At 57.7% G+C, this 17,087-nt stretch carries 18 protein-coding genes; 3 read left to right on the top strand and 15 right to left on the bottom strand.

The annotated features are described in order from the left end of the window. Positions 1-52: 52 nt before the first annotated feature. Positions 53-1,270 (bottom strand): 5-aminolevulinate synthase, encoded by a 1,218-nt coding sequence (gene hemA, locus O4G74_RS13860; protein WP_269403191.1) that lies wholly within the window; start codon positions 1,268-1,270, stop codon positions 53-55. A 120-nt stretch (positions 1,271-1,390) separates the two neighbouring features. Continuing rightward, complete coding sequence (locus O4G74_RS13855; protein ID WP_269403190.1) at positions 1,391-2,182, bottom strand: class II aldolase/adducin family protein; 792 nt, start codon at positions 2,180-2,182, stop codon at positions 1,391-1,393. Between the two features lie 104 nt (positions 2,183-2,286). Between O4G74_RS13855 and O4G74_RS13850 the strand changes: the two genes are divergently transcribed. Then, positions 2,287-3,051 (top strand): NAD kinase, encoded by a 765-nt coding sequence (locus O4G74_RS13850; protein ID WP_269403189.1) that lies wholly within the window; start codon positions 2,287-2,289, stop codon positions 3,049-3,051. Between the two features lie 2 nt (positions 3,052-3,053). Here O4G74_RS13850 and secF read toward each other — a convergent pair whose 3' ends face one another. Genes secF through yajC form a run of 3 tightly spaced genes read right to left on the bottom strand, consistent with a single transcriptional unit; the run spans position 3,054 to position 6,114 of the window. Further along, positions 3,054-4,022 (bottom strand): protein translocase subunit SecF, encoded by a 969-nt coding sequence (secF, locus tag O4G74_RS13845; protein WP_269403188.1) that lies wholly within the window; start codon positions 4,020-4,022, stop codon positions 3,054-3,056. 9 nt (positions 4,023-4,031) lie between these two features. Then, positions 4,032-5,708 carry a protein translocase subunit SecD gene (gene secD, locus O4G74_RS13840; protein ID WP_269403187.1) on the bottom strand — a complete coding sequence of 559 codons (1,677 nt, stop codon included), beginning with the start codon at positions 5,706-5,708 and terminating at the stop codon, positions 4,032-4,034. Positions 5,709-5,730: 22 nt separating this feature from the next. Further along, positions 5,731-6,114, bottom strand: coding sequence for a preprotein translocase subunit YajC (gene yajC, locus O4G74_RS13835; RefSeq protein WP_119378028.1), 384 nt, complete (start codon positions 6,112-6,114; stop codon positions 5,731-5,733). Positions 6,115-6,485: 371 nt separating this feature from the next. Between yajC and O4G74_RS13830 the strand changes: the two genes are divergently transcribed. Then, complete coding sequence (locus tag O4G74_RS13830) at positions 6,486-6,980, top strand: hypothetical protein (protein ID WP_269403186.1); 495 nt, start codon at positions 6,486-6,488, stop codon at positions 6,978-6,980. A 123-nt stretch (positions 6,981-7,103) separates the two neighbouring features. Here the strand turns inward: O4G74_RS13830 and O4G74_RS13825 are convergent, their stop codons facing one another. The 9 genes from O4G74_RS13825 to O4G74_RS13785 form a co-directional block, all read right to left on the bottom strand. Then, a complete protein-coding gene (locus tag O4G74_RS13825; RefSeq protein WP_269403185.1) occupies positions 7,104-7,463 on the bottom strand; it encodes a HesB/IscA family protein in 360 nt (119 codons plus the stop codon). 35 nt (positions 7,464-7,498) lie between these two features. Next, positions 7,499-7,882 carry an SUF system Fe-S cluster assembly protein gene (locus O4G74_RS13820; RefSeq protein WP_119378032.1) on the bottom strand — a complete coding sequence of 128 codons (384 nt, stop codon included), beginning with the start codon at positions 7,880-7,882 and terminating at the stop codon, positions 7,499-7,501. Positions 7,883-7,891: 9 nt separating this feature from the next. Beyond that, positions 7,892-9,115 carry a cysteine desulfurase gene (locus tag O4G74_RS13815; protein WP_269403184.1) on the bottom strand — a complete coding sequence of 408 codons (1,224 nt, stop codon included), beginning with the start codon at positions 9,113-9,115 and terminating at the stop codon, positions 7,892-7,894. Then, a complete protein-coding gene (gene sufD / locus O4G74_RS13810; protein WP_269403183.1) occupies positions 9,115-10,341 on the bottom strand; it encodes a Fe-S cluster assembly protein SufD in 1,227 nt (408 codons plus the stop codon). The genes O4G74_RS13815 and sufD overlap by 1 nt, the downstream gene beginning before the upstream one ends. Beyond that, on the bottom strand, positions 10,338-11,099 hold the full coding sequence (sufC, locus tag O4G74_RS13805; protein ID WP_269403182.1) for a Fe-S cluster assembly ATPase SufC: 762 nt from the start codon (positions 11,097-11,099) through the stop codon (positions 10,338-10,340). The genes sufD and sufC overlap by 4 nt, the downstream gene beginning before the upstream one ends. A 64-nt stretch (positions 11,100-11,163) precedes the next feature. Continuing rightward, on the bottom strand, positions 11,164-11,877 hold the full coding sequence (locus O4G74_RS13800) for a hypothetical protein (RefSeq protein ID WP_119378036.1): 714 nt from the start codon (positions 11,875-11,877) through the stop codon (positions 11,164-11,166). Positions 11,878-11,977: 100 nt separating this feature from the next. Continuing rightward, the gene (locus tag O4G74_RS13795; RefSeq protein ID WP_269403181.1) at positions 11,978-12,385 is read right to left on the bottom strand and encodes a nuclear transport factor 2 family protein; all 408 of its coding nucleotides are present in this window, start codon (positions 12,383-12,385) and stop codon (positions 11,978-11,980) included. 9 nt (positions 12,386-12,394) lie between these two features. Next, positions 12,395-13,930, bottom strand: coding sequence for a Fe-S cluster assembly protein SufB (gene sufB, locus O4G74_RS13790; RefSeq protein WP_269403180.1), 1,536 nt, complete (start codon positions 13,928-13,930; stop codon positions 12,395-12,397). After that, positions 13,931-15,073: a cysteine desulfurase family protein gene (locus O4G74_RS13785; RefSeq protein WP_269403179.1), complete on the bottom strand. Its 1,143-nt coding sequence runs from the start codon at positions 15,071-15,073 to the stop codon at positions 13,931-13,933. Positions 15,074-15,196: 123 nt separating this feature from the next. Between O4G74_RS13785 and O4G74_RS13780 the strand changes: the two genes are divergently transcribed. Then, a complete protein-coding gene (locus tag O4G74_RS13780) occupies positions 15,197-15,943 on the top strand; it encodes an alpha/beta hydrolase (RefSeq protein WP_269403178.1) in 747 nt (248 codons plus the stop codon). Here the strand turns inward: O4G74_RS13780 and O4G74_RS13775 are convergent. Continuing rightward, the gene (locus O4G74_RS13775) at positions 15,940-17,070 is read right to left on the bottom strand and encodes an anhydro-N-acetylmuramic acid kinase (RefSeq protein ID WP_419715401.1); all 1,131 of its coding nucleotides are present in this window, start codon (positions 17,068-17,070) and stop codon (positions 15,940-15,942) included. The two genes, O4G74_RS13780 and O4G74_RS13775, sit on opposite strands and share 4 nt — an antisense overlap. Positions 17,071-17,087: the final 17 nt, after the last annotated feature.

Below are 17,087 nucleotides of genomic sequence, written 5' to 3'. Positions count from 1 at the left end.
GGAATATCACGGGCAGTTTTACTGTATGCTGGCGCTTTGGCCGAGACTGTGATCAAGCGGCTTCTTCAAGCCCGAGTTGTTTCCAGACGGCGAGAATCGCTGCGACCAGCTCATCCATCATCACTTCGTCATGCACTGGCCCTGGCGTGAAACGAAGGCGCTCTGTGCCGCGTGGTACTGTCGGATAGTTGATTGGCTGAACATAGATGCCGAAGTCGAAAAGCAGCGTGTCAGAAAGCGCCTTGCACTTTTCCGGGTCGCCAACCAGCAGCGGCACAATGTGGGTCACGCTATCCATGACTGGCAGGCCAGCTTGCCGGAACTTTTCCTTCAGGAGCACTGCCTTGGCCTGGTGATCGGCGCGAAGGGCGCGGCCATCATCGGTGCGCAGCTTGCGAACACTGGCGAGTGCTCCAGCTGCCATCACCGGACAGGTCGAGGTCGTGAAGATAAAGCCAGAGGCCATTGAACGGATGGCATCGATGATGGTGTCGTGCGCAGCGATATAGCCGCCCATGACGCCATAAGCCTTGCCGAGCGTGCCTTCGATGATGTCGATGCGATCCATCAACTGCTCGCGCTGCGCCACGCCCGCACCTTCCTCGCCATACATGCCAACAGCATGAACTTCGTCGAGATAGGTCAGTGCATTGAATTCATCTGCAAGGTCACAAAGCTCTTTCAGCGGGCCGACATCGCCGTCCATGGAATAGACGCTTTCGAAGGCAATAAGCTTTGGACGCTCTGGATCGTCATTCTCCATGAGGGCGCGCAGGTGCTCAATGTCATTGTGCCGGAAAATACGGCGATCCGCGCCCGAGCGGCGAATGCCTTCTATCATGGAGGCGTGGTTGAGAGCGTCAGAATAGATGATGAGTCCCGGCAGGATCTTGCCGAGCGTGGACAGGGTCGCGTCATTTGCCACGTAGCCCGAGGTGAACAGAAGCGCGCCGGTCTTGCCGTGGAGGTCAGCCAGTTCACGCTCCAGCTCGACGTGATATCGCGTGGTGCCAGAAATGTTGCGCGTGCCACCAGAGCCAGCGCCGAAGCTGTCGATTGCTTCATGCATGGAGTTCAGGACATCGTCGTCCTGTCCCATGCCGAGATAGTCATTCGAGCACCAGACGGTAATCTCGCGCTCGCCATCTTCAAACTTGGCGGTTGCCTTTGGAAAATTGCCGCGATGACGCTGAAGGTCGACGAAGACGCGGTAACGGCCCTCATCGCGAATATCAGTCAGCGCATCTTCGAACGCCTTGAGATGTTTCATCGGCTTTTCACCTTTCCCGTACTTGGGGCTCGTGAATGGGTTTCCGGCTATATGGCAAAGCCAACAGCCGGTATCCATAGGTGTTTTCCTCTATACCGCTTTTGTCGCAGCAGCGGAAATTCAGGTGTCGTAGCCCGGCGACTGGCGGTCCAGCTTGCGCTTCATGGCCGGCCAGACGAGCTTCTCCGTCAGCGAACCCATGCCAGAACTGTGGCCGGTCATGCCGCCCTGCCCAGCCACCTTGCCCTGCAGGTCATCGTCACATTCGAGCACGCCGTCACGGCCTGCTGAAAGGGCCATGACTTGCATCGAACAGGCACGCTCAAGGAAAAACATGCGGGTAAAGGTCATCGCCGCGGTTTCGCCGCAGGTCAGCGTGCCGTGGTTGCGTAGAAGCATGGAATGTTTATCCGGACCAAGATCTGCGACGAGGCGTTCCCGCTCGTCCAGATCGAGCGCCACGCCTTCATAGTCGTGATAGGCGACGTCGGCACGGACGATCATCGCAGTCTGCGAGATTGGAAGCAGGCCTTCCTTCTGAGAGGAGACCGCGACGCCTTGGTCGGTATGCAGGTGCATCACCACATTCGCATCATAGCGATTCGCGTGAATGGCGGAGTGAATGGTGAAACCTGCCGGATTGATGAAGTATGGCGTGTCCATGACGATATTGCCTTCAAGGTCGACCTTGACCAATGAGCTGGCGGTGATTTCGTCGAAGAGCATGCCGTATGGATTAATTAGGAAGTGATGCTCAGGACCCGGGACGCGGTGTGAGATGTGGGTGAAGATCATATCGTCCCAGCCGTGCAGCGCTGTTAGGCGGTAGAGCATCGCGCAATCCACGCGCGCCTGCCATTCCTCTGCGGAAACGGCGCTCTTCACATCAATTGATTTCATATCGTCCGGCATATTCGTCCTCCAAGTCTTTAAGGGAACATACAGCAATTGCCCCGATTTGCACTATCCCCCTACGCAAGCTTGACCTTCGCTCCAAGCGCAGCGACACCACGCAAATGAGCATCAAGATCTCTTTCACCGCGTCGCAGAGGCCAGAAGCGCAGGAAGCCCTGCAACGTCTGAGCCGTCAGTACGGCCAGTACTCCGAAGAGGAAGCCGAGGTCATCGTGGCGCTCGGTGGCGACGGGTCGATGCTAAACGCGATGCGGCGGCGCTTCGATGACCGCAAACCGGTCTATGGCATGAACCGCGGCACGGTCGGTTTCCTGATGAATGATTATGTCGAGGACAAGCTGGTCGAAAGGCTCAACAGGGCCGAAAAAGCCATGTTGGTACCGCTGCGCATGGTCGCAACTGATGTGCATGGAGAACACTTCGAGCGCCTCGCCATCAATGAGGTATCGCTTTTCCGGGAGACGGCACAGAGCGCCAAATTGCGCATTCGGGTCGATGGCAATGAGCGCATGAGCGAGCTGACCTGTGACGGCATCATGGTCGCGACACCTGCAGGCTCAACCGCCTACAATCTCTCTGCGCACGGCCCTATTCTGCCTATCGGGGCAAACCTGTTGGCGTTGACCCCGGTCAGCGCGTTCCGGCCACGTCGCTGGCGCGGCGCCCTTTTGCGCCACGACGCGCGTGTAGAATTCGAGATCGTCGAACCAAACCGGCGCCCCGTATCCGCTGCGGCGGACAATCAGGAAGTGCGCGACATTGCGAAGGTCATAGTGACTGAAGACCGCAGCAAGCCGCTCACTATGCTGTTCGATCCGGGACACGCCCTGGATGAGCGTATCCTTCGCGAACAGTTTTCCTTCTAGCGTCAGACGCCCTGGAAGCCTTCGACCTCGCGGCGCTGCTTCTCACCTTGGTCGAGGCCGAGCAGGAGCAACACTGAGGATGCGACGAACACCGACGAATACGTACCGATGATCACACCGAAGATGAGGGCGAAGCTCATCCCGCTGAGCACCGTACCACCGAAGAGATAGATGCTGAACAGCGCCAGAAGCGTGGTGCCGGATGTCAGCAAGGTACGCGACAGCGTCTGGTTGACGGCAAGGTCGATCACCTTGTCCGGCTCCATCTTTTTGTACTTACGCGCTTCCTCACGGACGCGGTCGAAGACGATCACGGTGTCGTTCATTGAGTAACCGACGATGGTCAGGAGCGCGGCGATGGTCGACAAATTGAACTCGAACTGGGTTAGCGAGAACATGCCCATCGTGATGATGACATCGTGGAAAAGCGCAGCGACGGCACCAAGCGCATACTTCCATTGGAAGCGCACCGATATGTAGGCCATCATCAACGCAAGCGCCACGGCCAGCGCCATCAAACCGCTGCGCAGAAGTTCACCGGAGACCTTCGGCCCGACTGCAGCACTGCTTCGGACATTTAGTCCGGGGAACGCTTCGTTCAGGGCCGCGCGCACGCGGTCATTCGCCTGCTGCTGTGCGGTATCCTGGTCCATGCCAGGTTCAGCGGGCTGAGTTGCAAAGCGGATGACGATGACTTCGATAGCCTCGACACCTGTGCCACGTGCGGCGTTGACGCCAACCTCGCCCAGGCCAAGACCGCCCATGACTTCGCGGACATCTTCTTCCTGAACACCTTCAGGCTGTTCGATCTCGATGACGGAGCCGCCAGCGAAGTCGATGCCGAAGTTCATACCCTTGGTGAAGATCAGGGCGAAGGATGCCGCGATCAGGATGGCTGAGAATAGCAGCGCCGGCAGCCTGAACGACATGAAGCGGACATTGGTGCTTTTAGGCCAGTACTGGAGAAGCATAGCGGTCCCCTAAATCGAAAGCTTGCGCGGACGCGCGAGGCGCAGCCACATCGAAGTGAACCAGCGGGTCACGACGAATGCTGTGAAGACGGATGTCACGATACCGATCGCCAGCGTCACCGCGAAGCCTTTCACGGGACCGGAGCCGAGGAGATAAAGGATCGATGCGGCGATAAAGGTCGTGATATTGGCGTCAAGAATGGTCGAGAGCGCGCGCTCATAGCCCGCGATGACGGCGGTGGTTGGAGAGCGCCCATTGCGTTGTTCTTCACGGATCCGTTCGAAGACGATGACGTTCGCGTCCACAGCCATCCCGATGGTGAGTACGATACCCGCGATACCCGGCAAAGTCAGCGTGGCGCCCAGGCCAGACAGTGCGCCAAGGATCAGCACAATGTTGGCAAGCAGTGAGCCGACTGCGAAGCTGCCGATCAGGCCGTAAGCGATGATCATGAACACGCCAACCAGAGCGAGGCCGATGAGGCTTGCGTTCGTACCTGCGGCTATGGAGTCAGCGCCAAGGCCCGGGCCGACTGTACGCTCTTCGATGAAGTTCAGCTTTGCTGGCAACTCACCGGCTTCAATGATGTCTGCAAGATCTTGAGCCTCTTCAAGCGTGAACTGGCCGGTGATCTGGACGTTTCCGCCCCAGATCGGCTCATTAATGCGCGGGGCGGACATGACAGTGCCGTCCAGCACAATTGCGAAGATCTGCCCGCGATTGTTTGCGGTAGTCTGACCAAAACGCTCGGCGCCGGTGCCGTTCAGGCGAAAGTCAACGGCCGGCGAATTGTCATCTGGGTTGCGGCCCTGGCTGGCACTTGCAATGTCGCTGCCGGTAACAACAGGCGTCCGGTTGACCAGCATAGGGCGACCAAACTCATCAACGAGCAGTTCAAAACCCGGCGGCGGGCGTGTGGCCTGGGCAGCGTTCACGGCCGACTGGTCCATGTTCGCCATATTAAAGGTCAGACGGCCCGCCTGGCTGAGGATGTTCTTGATGCGGCGCGGGTCGGCCTCACCAGGTGCTTCTATTACGATCCGCGTATCACCTTGTGGGGTGATGGAAACTTCACTGACGCCATCAGGGTCGAGGCGGCGACGAATGATTGTAATCATTGTGCCTTGCGCATCGGCGGCGAGCGCCTGCTGAGCATCTTCGCTGACGCTCACCATGATGCGCTGAGGGCCCGTCCGCTCGATTGACAGAACGCGGTCGCTACCGGTTGCGCCAATCGTTGGATTTATTCGGCGCAGACGGCGAAGCGCCTCGTCCATATCTTCCGGGTTGCGCAGCTGGATTGGAAGTGTCGTACCTTGCTGCTCCGGAACGTCCCGCTGTATGAGCGGGTCGCGGTTAAGCGCCTGGACGATATCAGTCTGCAGCGTTTCGAGGCGGTTCGCCGCGACTTCAGCCGGATCAATCTGGGTCAGCAGATAGACGCCGCCCTGAAGGTCTAGGCCAAGATTGACCTTGCTGGTCGGCAGGAAACCGGGCCACCAGGATTCCTCCGCCGCGTCCATCTGATCCTGGAATGCGGCGATATCCTGCGGCGCATTTGATTGTGGTTCGCGCGGCTCAACACCAAGGAATCCATCGGTGAATGCATTTGGAATAGCCATGACCGCGCCCCAGACGAGCACGATCAGGATCAGAGATACTTTCCAGGCCGGAAAATTCAGCATGGCCCTCTCCCCCTCAGAGCGATCAGGACGATTTGGTGTCGTTCGCGGCCGGTGCCGGATCGTTCTTGCTGCGCACGTCAGCAATCATGGAGCGCACGACCCGAACGCGTACGCCGTCTGCGAGCTCTACGGAAAGCTCTTGCTCGGTGACCTTCACAACCTTGCCGATCAGTCCGCCAGACGTAATGACTGTGTCACCGCGAACGACCGCTTCGATCATCTGACGATGCTTCTTCTGGCGCTGGTTCGCCGGGCGAATAAGCAGGAAGTAAAAGATCAGGATCAGCGGCACGAAGAAGATGAGCTGACCGATGATTCCCCCGGTGGCCCCACCTGCTTCCTGTGCTGATGCCAGTGGTGCGAGGCTCGCTGCTGTCAGGGCAGCCAGGACCAGTCTTGAATTCATCTCTGTTTCTCCGCGGATTTCAGGCTCGTCGCTATATCTGTGGAGGGCTTACATTGCAAACAAGACCAATCAATGCGCGATTGCAGTACGGGTCAAACACTGCCGTGCAACAGACGAGTGCTTCAGTTCCTCCAGCCAATCGAGCATGGACTTGCGACGCCTGTTTTCCGGCTCGCGTGACCTACGAAGTAGAAACGGGCACTCGTCGTCTCCAGCTTGGCTGAATCCGTCAAACCGGAGCCGGACGAACCCACGTAGCCCTGAAAACATTAGCGCCCAGCGGTCGATCAAAATATGTATCTTTATTCGATAAGGATTTTATGATAAACGATGTGCAGTTCAGGCAGGGCAGGCCAATTAGGAACATCAACATGAAGAAGATAAAGATAGCGGCAATCGCAATCCTTTGTACGACGTCGATACCCGCAGCCTTTGCTGCAAGTTGGCAACCGTACGGGCAGCACAGCGCTGAAGCGCCTCGTTCAATCTTCGCACAGGAAAATGATGGCGTTGCGACGCTTCTTTCGTGCGACGCGAAAGGCGACCTTTCCGCAATGATTTCCTACGAGGGAGGCGACCTCACCCGAAAGATGAAGGCCAATGCCCCGTTTCGACGCACGGTAGATGTCGGCATCGTCCGGAACGGGTCCGACAGCGGCGAATCTCCGTGGACAATCATTCCCGCCGTGGACCTGATACACACCAAATCCCATGGTGACGCGGGCAAGATCTATAACGCCACGATCCTGGGCGAGGATGTCACGATGACAATCCAGCGCGAGGGGGAAGTCTCGCTGATACTCCCAGCCGTTGATGACGTATTCCGCGCTTTCGCCGCAACCTGTTCGCCGCCGGCCGGAGAATAGGTTCCGCCACGAAACGAAGGATTGGTCGAAACATGGCTGTCGGCGGCCGAAGAAAAAATCGCTCTGCGATAACTTTGGCCGCCCTGCCCTCCGATCAATTGAGATCTGGAAGCGGTTTCGGCGCTATTCTGCGGCAGCAGGATTGATGGTCACGCTCTCACCACAACCGCAAGCATCGGTCTGATTGGGATTCCGGAACACAAATTTCTCATGGAGCAGCGTAGTCTCATAGTCCACGATCGAGCCAAGCAGAAACAGAACCGCTTTTGAGTCCACGACGATTTTTACGCCCTTATCCTCTACCACCTCATCAAGGTCAGCGGGCGCATCGACATAGTCCATGACGTATTCCATGCCGGCACAGCCGCCATTTTTGACGCCAACCCGAAGATAGCCGGCACCTTTTTCCGCCATGATCTCTTCCACGCGGCACGCAGCCTCATCAGTTAGCTGCACAAGTTGGGGACGTGGTCTTCTGGCCATATCTAATAGGTGTGATCGCTTGGAGTGGGTTTCAACTACAACATGTTCAGCGCGAGACGCGCCTCATCTGACATGCGCGATGGGTCCCAAGGTGGATCGAACGTCAGGCGGACTTCGACATCCTTGACGCCTTCTACTGTGCGAGCAGCATTCTCGACCCAGCCTGGCATATCGCCCGCAACAGGACAGCCGGGCGCGGTGAGTGTCATATCGATGTCGACCTTGCGGTCATCATCAATATCGACCTTGTAGATCAGGCCAAGCTCGTAAATGTCGACCGGGATCTCCGGATCGAAGACGGACTTGAACGCCATGATCAGCTCATCGGTGAGCCGGTCAAGCTCCTCCTGCGGGATCTGCGACCCGCTGGTTTCGTCGCTAGCTCTAGGCGTTTCTGAAAGGCTCATATCGTCTGGCATTACAGGACCTTATAACAGCATTCCGCGCGCTTTGTTTAGCGCCTCGATGAACACGTCTACTTCTTGCTCTGTGTTATAGAGCGCAAAGCTTGCGCGTGCGGTTGCACTAACACCTAGGTGGGTCATCAAAGGCTGAGCGCAATGGTGGCCTGCACGTATGGCGACTCCGTAACGATCCAGAAGCTGCGCGATATCATGAGGGTGAACGCCTTCAACACTGAAGGATATTACCGGGCCCTTGCCTGGCGCGGTGCCGTGAAGACGTATGCCGTTGATCGCAGAAAGCTCAGTCGTTGCCTTCTCCAGAAGCGTGGATTCGTGGGCACGGACGGCGTCCATATCGAAGGCAGACAGCCAGTCGATCGCAGCACCGAAACCTATGGCTTGCAGGATAGGCGGCGTGCCGGCTTCGAATTTGTGCGGTGGGACGTTGTAGGTCACGCGGTCCTGTTCGACGATCTCGATCATCTCCCCGCCGCCCTGGTAGGGGCGCAAGGCTTCAAGAGCCCCAGCGCGGCCGTAGAGCGCACCGATACCGGTCGGCCCATAGATCTTGTGTCCAGTAAGGACGTAGAAGTCACAGCCGATGTCTTGAACATCGATATCGAGGTGAACACCCGACTGGCAGCCATCAATGAGAATATAGGCTCCGACAGCATGGGCAATTTCTGTAGCGCGCTTAGCGTCAACCTTCGTGCCGAGCACGTTAGACATATGTGTCAGGGACACGAGCTTCGTTTTCGGCCCGACCGCCGCTTGTAGCGCGTCCATGTCCAGTGAGCCGTCTTCGAGCACGGGGACCCATTTCAGCACGGCACCATGGCGCTCTCGAAGGAAATGCCAAGGAACGATGTTGGAATGGTGCTCCATCACCGACAGGACGATTTCGTCGCCCGGCTCGATCATGTCGACGATACCGTTCGCGACAAGATTCATCGCTTCGGTGCCACCTTTCGTGAAGATGATGTTCTCATCGCTTTCAGCGCTCAGGAACTGGCGGACCTTGCCGCGGGCCCCCTCATAAGCCTCCGTCGTCTCGTTTGCCAGCGTATGGAGGCCGCGGTGAACATTGGCATAGGCGGTCCGCGCCTGGTTCGACATGCTGTCCAGAACGGCGTCGGGGGTCTGCGCGCTCGCCGCATTGTCGAGATAGACGAGCGGGCGTCCGTTCACTTCGCGACCGAGAATTGGGAATTCCGCCCGAACGGCATTGAGATCGAAAGCCCGTGACATCAGCCGCCCCGCTGGTTGCGAAGAAAGCGGCGAGTTGCCTCTACGAGCTGGGCCCGAACGTCTTCATGCGCTTTTTCAAGTGCTTCTGCGATAAAGGCCTCAGTGAGAAGCGCGCGAGCTTCAGGCTTTGGAATGCCGCGCTGCTGCATGTAGAACAGAGCGTCTTCGTCGAGTTGACCGGATGTGTTGCCGTGTTCGCACTCGACGTCGTCGGCGTAAATTTCAAGCTCGGGCTTGGCGAAGATTTCGGCGCCGTTCTCAAGAAGAAGCGCCTGATGCTGCATCTCTGCGTCCGTGAACTGGCCAATCGTGCGCGGCACCAGAAACTTGCCCTGAAAAACGCCGCGGCCGCCATCTGCAACAGCGCCTTTGGTCAGCTGCGATGTGACGCAGGATTCAGCACCATGAGTCACATGTGTCGTAAAATCAGTATGGTAGCCAGAAGCAGCAAGATAGGCACCGTTGAGGGTCGCTTCAGCGCCCTCTCCCTTATGCTCCAGATGCGTCTCGATACGGCAAAGCTTGCCGCCAAAAGCGAGCGCGCTTTGGGTGAATGCAGCTTTGGTTTCAAGATGTGCCGTGGTGGTGATTGCCGTCACCTCTTGCTGGCTGGCTTCCTGAAGAAGTGTCCGGTTGGCGCTGGCACCTTCTGCAAGGCCGAACTCGGTTAGGAAGGAAGAAAACCCTGACCCGCCGCTATAGTGTTCGAAGATGTCGACATGGCAGGCTTCACGAACCACGAAAACCACGCGGGAAAAGGCTGCGTCATCGCCGCCATGATAGGAAAGAACCAGCGGACGATCGACCTTAGCTGACACCTCAATCATCAACATGTCTTTACCGGAATGTCCGGTCATAGAAGCCGCAAGAGCTCCCACGGGAAGCGCATCCGCTTGCGCGAAATCGTGGCCACCTGATATAAGAAATATATTGAGCCCCGCAGGTAGCTCATCCGGAATGGTCCAGGCCGTGCCGTCGAAACTCAACTTCACCGCATTGGACGGGAGCTCAATCGTCGTGTCGGCGTCAGCCGTTACCGGTGCGAGCTCAGGGACAGCTTGGCGGACGTCAGTCCACTTCCACTGCTCCATGCGCCGGTGCGGCAAGCCAGTCCGTCCGAAAGCCTCAAACGCCGCCTTCTGGGCCACTTCGGGCTTTTGACGCGCAAAACGTTCTGCCAGCTGGCGCTCGGCCTCGCTTGGGTTCTTGAGGGCGGTCGTAGTCAAGCGACCTCCCCGAGGATCCCGTCATAGCCTTCTTTCTCAAGTTGCAGCGCAAGCTCTGGCCCGCCAGACTTTACGATCCGCCCCTTGGCGAGCACATGCACGCGGTCAGGTTTGATATGATCCAGCAGGCGCTGATAGTGCGTGATGACCAGCATGCCGCGATCTTCGCTTCGAAGTGCATTCACACCGTCTGCGACCGTCTTCAGCGCATCGATGTCGAGCCCCGAATCGGTTTCGTCGAGAATGGCAAAGCGTGGCTCCATCATCATCATCTGGAAGATTTCGAGCCGCTTCTTCTCGCCGCCAGAGAAACCGACATTCACTGGTCGCTTCAGCATATCCGCGTCGATATTCAGCTTCTGACCGATTTCGCGAGCCTTCTTAATGAAGTCGGGGGCTGAGATTTCATCCTCGCCGCGCGTCTTGCGCTGGGCGTTGATCGCGGCGCGCACGAACGTCATCACCGGGACGCCTGGGATCTCTACTGGGTACTGGAAGGACAGGAACAGGCCGGCGGCTGCCCGCTCGTCAGGTTCCATGTCCAGAAGGTCGTCGCCGTTGAGCGTCGCGGTGCCGCTCGTCGCTTCGTAGCCATCGCGGCCTGTGAGCACGTAGGACAAGGTGGACTTGCCAGCACCGTTAGGACCCATGATCGCATGAACTTCGCCCGCAGGCACCTCAAGCGACAGGCCATTGAGGATGGTCTTGCGACCATCACCTTCGCCCACATCGGCGGTCAGATTATCAAGCTTCAACATGCTGCCGATGTAGAGATGTCGGACCCATTTTCAAAGCCCGTTTCGCCGCACCCGCAAGCAAATGTCAGCTTATATCGGTCAGACCGTAGAAATCATGTCCGGAAACAGCGGCATCGAGGTCGATCGGATCGAGCAGAAGCGTGCCGATATAGTGGAGGCTCTCTTCCTGACCATTCAGAATTCGCTTCAACGCTGTATTGATCGGCGTCGCAACACCTTGAGGGCCTACGAGCACAAAGCTGTCGAGCCCCGGATCGAAACCATAATGCTCGGTGAAGTAAGGATTGGCGGCCATGAACCGGTCGAAACGTTCCCACCGCCAATCGAGGTGCGAGTTTGCGCGGATAACTTCGCCAAGATAGAGACCGGCAAATGTAACCGTGTTGTCGCCGCGCCCATCTGCAATCAGCGACTCGCCTGCCCTGCCTTCAGCGGCTTGAAGCCGGTTTACGGTGTGCACGTCTTTTAGCCACTCATCGATCGTTTTCAGGCTTTCGATCGAGTAATTTAGCTTCGACCGGTCCAGACGGTTGGGCAGTAGAATGAGGCTATCGGCCTGTGGCGACATGAAGCGGTCGAGACCTGGCCCGATATCAGCAACTGATAGACTGGCCGCATAGCGCCCATCATCACGGCCGATGACTTCACCGCGAGAAAATCCGGAAAAGGAAGCTGAAGCGCCGTAGCCGTCATAGGGAATATAATAAGGGGTGGGCTTGGCCGGTGACGCGCAGGAAGCAAGCGCGAGACATCCCAAAATGAAACAAAGGCGGGCCATGAAGGTCCAATCACGTCAACCTAAAGATACTCTCCGTTCCATAACAGCAATCCGTGTGCCGACCGTTAATAAGCCTAAACCAAAATAGACAAGATATCCTTCAGGCGTCGAAATCGCGCATCAGATCGCCTTGACCGGGCTCAAGCCGATGATGCCATTGTCGATAACGGCAGCACGCTCCATCGCGAAATTTCGCTTCGAGTACACCGTCTATACGAACCGGATCATCAATACCGTCACGCGTGAAAAATGCTGTCCAATGGGCCCACCCGAACTCGCCTGAAGCCTTGATGATCTCGAAGTCGAAACTCGGGTCTTTCTGCCGGGCAAAGGTATGCACCAACCCTTCGGTCAGCGCCGCCCGCCCATGGGTCGGCGCCTCGAAAGGATTCCAATAGAACTCGACATCTTCAGCGAAGAGCTGCGAGAAGTTTCTAACGTCGAGATCAGACCAAGCCTTACCAAACGCCTGAAGCCACTCGAAGAAGAAGGTCTCAGTCAGCACCATAACTGCATGCTAGCCCACAGACCCTTCGAGGCTCACCTTGAGCAGGCTCTGGGCTTCGACAGCAAACTCCATAGGCAGGTGCTGCATTACCTCGCGTACAAAGCCGTTTACAAGCAGCGCCACTGCCTCTTCTTCGCCAAGGCCACGTTGCCGGGCATAGAACAGCTGATCCTCTGAAAGCTTGGTCGTCGTCGCCTCATGCTCAAGTTGTGCATCGGCGCGCCTATTCTCAACGTACGGGACCGTGTGCGCGCCGCAATTGCCGCCAATCAGGAGCGAGTCGCATTGCGTGAAGTTGCGGGCCTTCTCGGCCTTCTTGTTGATCGAGACGAGGCCGCGATACGTGTTATCAGACCGCCCCGCCGAGATACCTTTGGAAATGATCCGAGAGCGTGTGTTCTTGCCCAGGTGGATCATCTTCGTGCCTGTATCTGCCATCTGGCGGCCATTGGTGACAGCGATGGAATAGAACTCTCCCTGGCTGTCGTCGCCGCGCAGGATGCAGGAAGGGTACTTCCACGTCACCGCAGAGCCCGTTTCGACCTGCGTCCAGCTGATCTTTGACCGAGCACCGCGGCAGTCACCGCGTTTCGTCACGAAGTTGAAAATCCCGCCCTTGCCGTTCTCATCGCCCGGCCACCAGTTCTGGACCGTAGAGTATTTGATCTCTGCATCTTCGAGCGCGACCAGCTCAACAACGGCCGCATGAAGCTGATTCTCATCGCGCATCGGCGCGGTGCAACCTTCCAGGTACGAGACGTAGGACCCCTTGTCGGCCACGATCAGGGTGCGCTCGAACTGGCCCGTATTTTCCGCATTCATACGGAAATAGGTGCTGAGCTCCATGGGGCAGCGAACACCCTCAGGAACGTAGACAAAGGTACCATCAGAGAAGACCGCGCTGTTCAGCGTCGCGAAGAAATTGTCGGACTGCGGCACAACGGAGCCAAGATATTTACGAACAAGATCAGGGTGTTCGCGCAAGGCTTCTGAAATTGACATGAAGATCACGCCGGCTTTCTCGAGCTCTTTCCGGAACGTCGTCGCGACGGAAACACTGTCAAAAACAGCATCCACAGCTACCCGTGGCTTCTGATCGCCTCCGCGCGCTTCAGCGGCCGTTTCCGCAGCGCCTTCTACGCCGAGCAAAACCTCAGCTTCGCGTAGCGGAATGCCAAGCTTTTCGTACGTCTCAAGAATTTCCTTCGGGACGTCGTCGATGGACTCGTACTTTGCGCCCTGCTTTGGCGCGGCGTAGTAGTAGATGTCGTTATAGTCGATCTTCTCGTAATCGACTTTGGCCCAGTCGGGCTCGTCCATGGTCTGCCAGCGTTCATAGGCCTGCAGACGCCAGTCGAGCATCCAACTGGGCTCGCCCTTCTTCTCTGAAATGAAGCGGATTACCTCCTCATTTAGACCCTTGGGGGCGTATTCGGTTTCGATATCGGTCTTGAAGCCTGCGGAGTAGTTCTCGGACTCGAGCGCCTTCGCGGCAGCCACAGTGCCTTTATCGATACTATCCTTGACCCTTACATCATCGGGCATTCAAGCCGTCTCCTTCGTCTTCCTCTGGTGCAGAGCCTTCAGCCAGACGTCCGCAGTGCGGTCGAAATCTTCAGGCTCGCTCCTCCATCCAAAGCTGGTGCGGATTGCGCTTTCTGCAAGAGCGTCATCTGCGCCCATCGCTGATAGGACAAGCGATCTTTTCACCTTGCCACTCGAGCATGCAGATCCGGACGAGACAGCGATGCCAGCGAGGTCCATCGCCATGACCTGCGTTTCCGCCCTGAATCCACCATAGGCAAAATTCGAGGTGTTCGGAAGGCGCGGCGCGCCTTCACCAAACACCGTCACGCCACCTTCCGCTTTAAGCCGGACTTCCATAGCGTCTCTATGCTTCGCAAGTTTCTCGAACTTCGACAGATCGGCGATGCTCGCTTCTGCTGCCGCACCGAACCCAGTCAGTCCTGCAAGGTTTTCTGTGCCAGAACGCAATGACCGCTCCTGGCCGCCGCCGAGCAGGCTGGCTTTCAATGGTGCGCCACTTCGTAGCCAGAGCGCACCGGCACCCTGGGGGCCGCCCGCCTTATGGGCGGACAGTGCCAGGTAATCGACGCCGAGCAACGAAACGTTCAATGGAATTTTACCGAGACCTTGAACTCCGTCGCAGATTGTAAGGCCACCTGCCGCGCGAACGATGGACGCAGCTTCGGCGACAGGCTGAATTACGCCCGTTTCATTATTTGCGAGCATGAGAACAAGCACGGGCGTTCCGTTCTTGTCCGTGTCCCAGCTTGCAAGCCGATTTGACAATTCGTCAAGATCCGCCTGTCCAGTGCTGGTGACGTAGACAGTTTGCACGGCCGCACCCGAGAATCCTGCATTCTTGGCGGCCGCTTCGTGTTCGATTGCAGACACAAGCAGCGTGCACTTTTTTTCAAGCTGGCGTACGACCCCATTGAGGGCGAGCGCTATGGCCTCCGTGCCGCCAGACGTAAATATGAGATCTTGCGGGACCGCAGAAATTGCCGAAGCAACTTGCCGGCGCGCTGTTTCGAGCATTTTGCGCGCCTTGCGCCCTGGACCATGCACGCTTGACGGATTGGCGCCGATGTCCAGCGCGGCAATCATCGCCTCCCGTGCTTCCGGGCGGAGCGGTGCAGTAGCATTGTAATCTGCGTAGATCATGGTGCTGCACATAGGATAACATGGCGCGTCCTTACACAAAAACTTGCATTCTGCGGTTGCTTTCGCCTAAAGCGCCCACTTCACTTCCCAGCTATACGCGACAGAAAGAAAGAGGCGCCCAGCATGGCAGAACTCATTATTCCTGGTCCGGCAGGCCGTATCGAGGCCCGCTACACCGAACCGGCACAGGAAGGCGCGCCGATCGCTCTGGTACTTCACCCGCACCCACGCGCTGGCGGCACCATGCAGGATCCGATCACGATCCGCCTCTATCAAATGTTTGAAAAGCGCGGCTTCGGCGTTCTGCGATTCAACACGCGCGGCGTTGGCCGCTCCCAAGGTGTTTACGATCAGGGTGTCGGCGAACTTGAAGATGCCGCCTATGTTCTCGATTATATGGAGAATCTGACGGAAAACCCGCGCTTTGTCTGGTGTGCAGGTTACTCATTCGGTGCATGGATCACGCTTCAGTTGCTGATGCGTCGGCCTGAAATCGACGGCTTCCTGGCAATCGCGCCACCGTGCAATCACTACGATCTGTCCTTCCTTGCGCCCTGCCCGGCTTCGGGCCTCATCATCTCTGGCGAGAATGACAAGATTTCCGGTCCGAAGGACGTGGAGCGTTCATTGACAAAGGTTCGCGTTCAAAAAGGCGAAGTCATTGAGCGGGACACAATTGCCGGTGCCAACCACTTCTTCGTCGACAAGCACGAAGAATTGCTCGCGAAGTGTGAGGCCTATGTTGATCGCCGCCTTGTCGAAGATGAGCAGAAGATGCGTCTCGAGGCGGACACTTCGAAAAAGCGCGGCGCTGCCGCTATTGTGGATCAAACTGACGGCACCGGTGACGGTGAAGGCGACGACGATTAATCGATGATGCGCCCGCCTGTTATCGGTGCGGGCGCACTCGTCGTTCCCGGCCAGCTAATTGGCAGGCCGCGCGATGTCCGTACCGCCAGAAAAGCAAAAGCCTGCGCCTCTATGGAGTCGCCGAGCCAGCCCACATCTTCGGCGCTCTTTACCGTGCATGGGACGCGGGCGCCAAGCTCTCGCATAAGCTGAGGATTGCGCCGCCCGCCACCACATACGATGATCTGGTCAGGCCTGTCCGCAAAATTGCGAACTGCGTGCGCTACTGACTCTGCGGAGAACGCTGTCAGTGTTGCTGCGCCGTCCTCTAGGCTCATTCCGCGCGCCAGCGTTGCATCGAAGTCGAAGCGGTCGAGGCTTTTCGGTCCCGGTAAATCAAACCACGGTTTGTCCATCCAGAGGTCGATGGAGATGTTATCGACGCGGCCTGCGGCTGCGGTCCGGCCGTCTTTATCGTGTGTGCCCAGGCCATGCTGTTCCATCCATTCGTCGATGGGGCCGTTCGCAGGCCCGGTGTCGAATGCGACGAGATTTCCGTCAGCTGACCGGTAGGTGACATTCGCGACGCCTCCAAGATTCAGGACCGCGTTCGACCTCGTATCGCCGAGGTTCTGCAGCAGCGCGGCGTGAAAGGCTGGCGCGAGCGGCGCCCCCTGCCCGCCAGCCTCGACATCTGCGCTGCGGAAGTCGAACGCCAACGGTACGGCGAGCTCAGAGTGCAGGCTGTTTGCATCGAGTATCTGGAGCGTGCTCCCGCGCGCGCCATTGACCGGTGGCTTATGAAGCACCGTTTGCCCGTGCACGCCTGCGATGGCCGGTACGGGTCCATTCCAGCCTTTGATCAGTTGTTGCCAAGCATCGGAGTGGGTTCTGGTGAGGACCGCATTCGCCTCGCGGAAGGCTGCTTCTGGTTGCGGTCCGGTCCAAGCCCATTTCCGGGCGGCATCAACCGCCGCCTTAAGGATAGTGCGTTCCTCCGGGGTGTAATTGCGCTCAGCAACTGGTCCAAAGTCGAGAACGCGCTCACCATCTGTCAGGATCAGAGCAGCATCAACCGCGTCGATTGAGGTGCCGGACATGAAGCCTGCGGCCCACACTGGTTCAAAATGATCTGAAGGCTGTTCCAATTGTCGTATGACCCGTG

Source organism: Henriciella marina, from assembly GCF_027213945.1.
In the GTDB taxonomy this organism is placed as follows: Bacteria; Pseudomonadota; Alphaproteobacteria; order Caulobacterales; family Hyphomonadaceae; genus Henriciella; species Henriciella marina_A.
The sequence above is the reverse complement of the archived record's forward strand: the minus strand, read 5'-3'. Positions and strand labels throughout refer to the sequence as shown.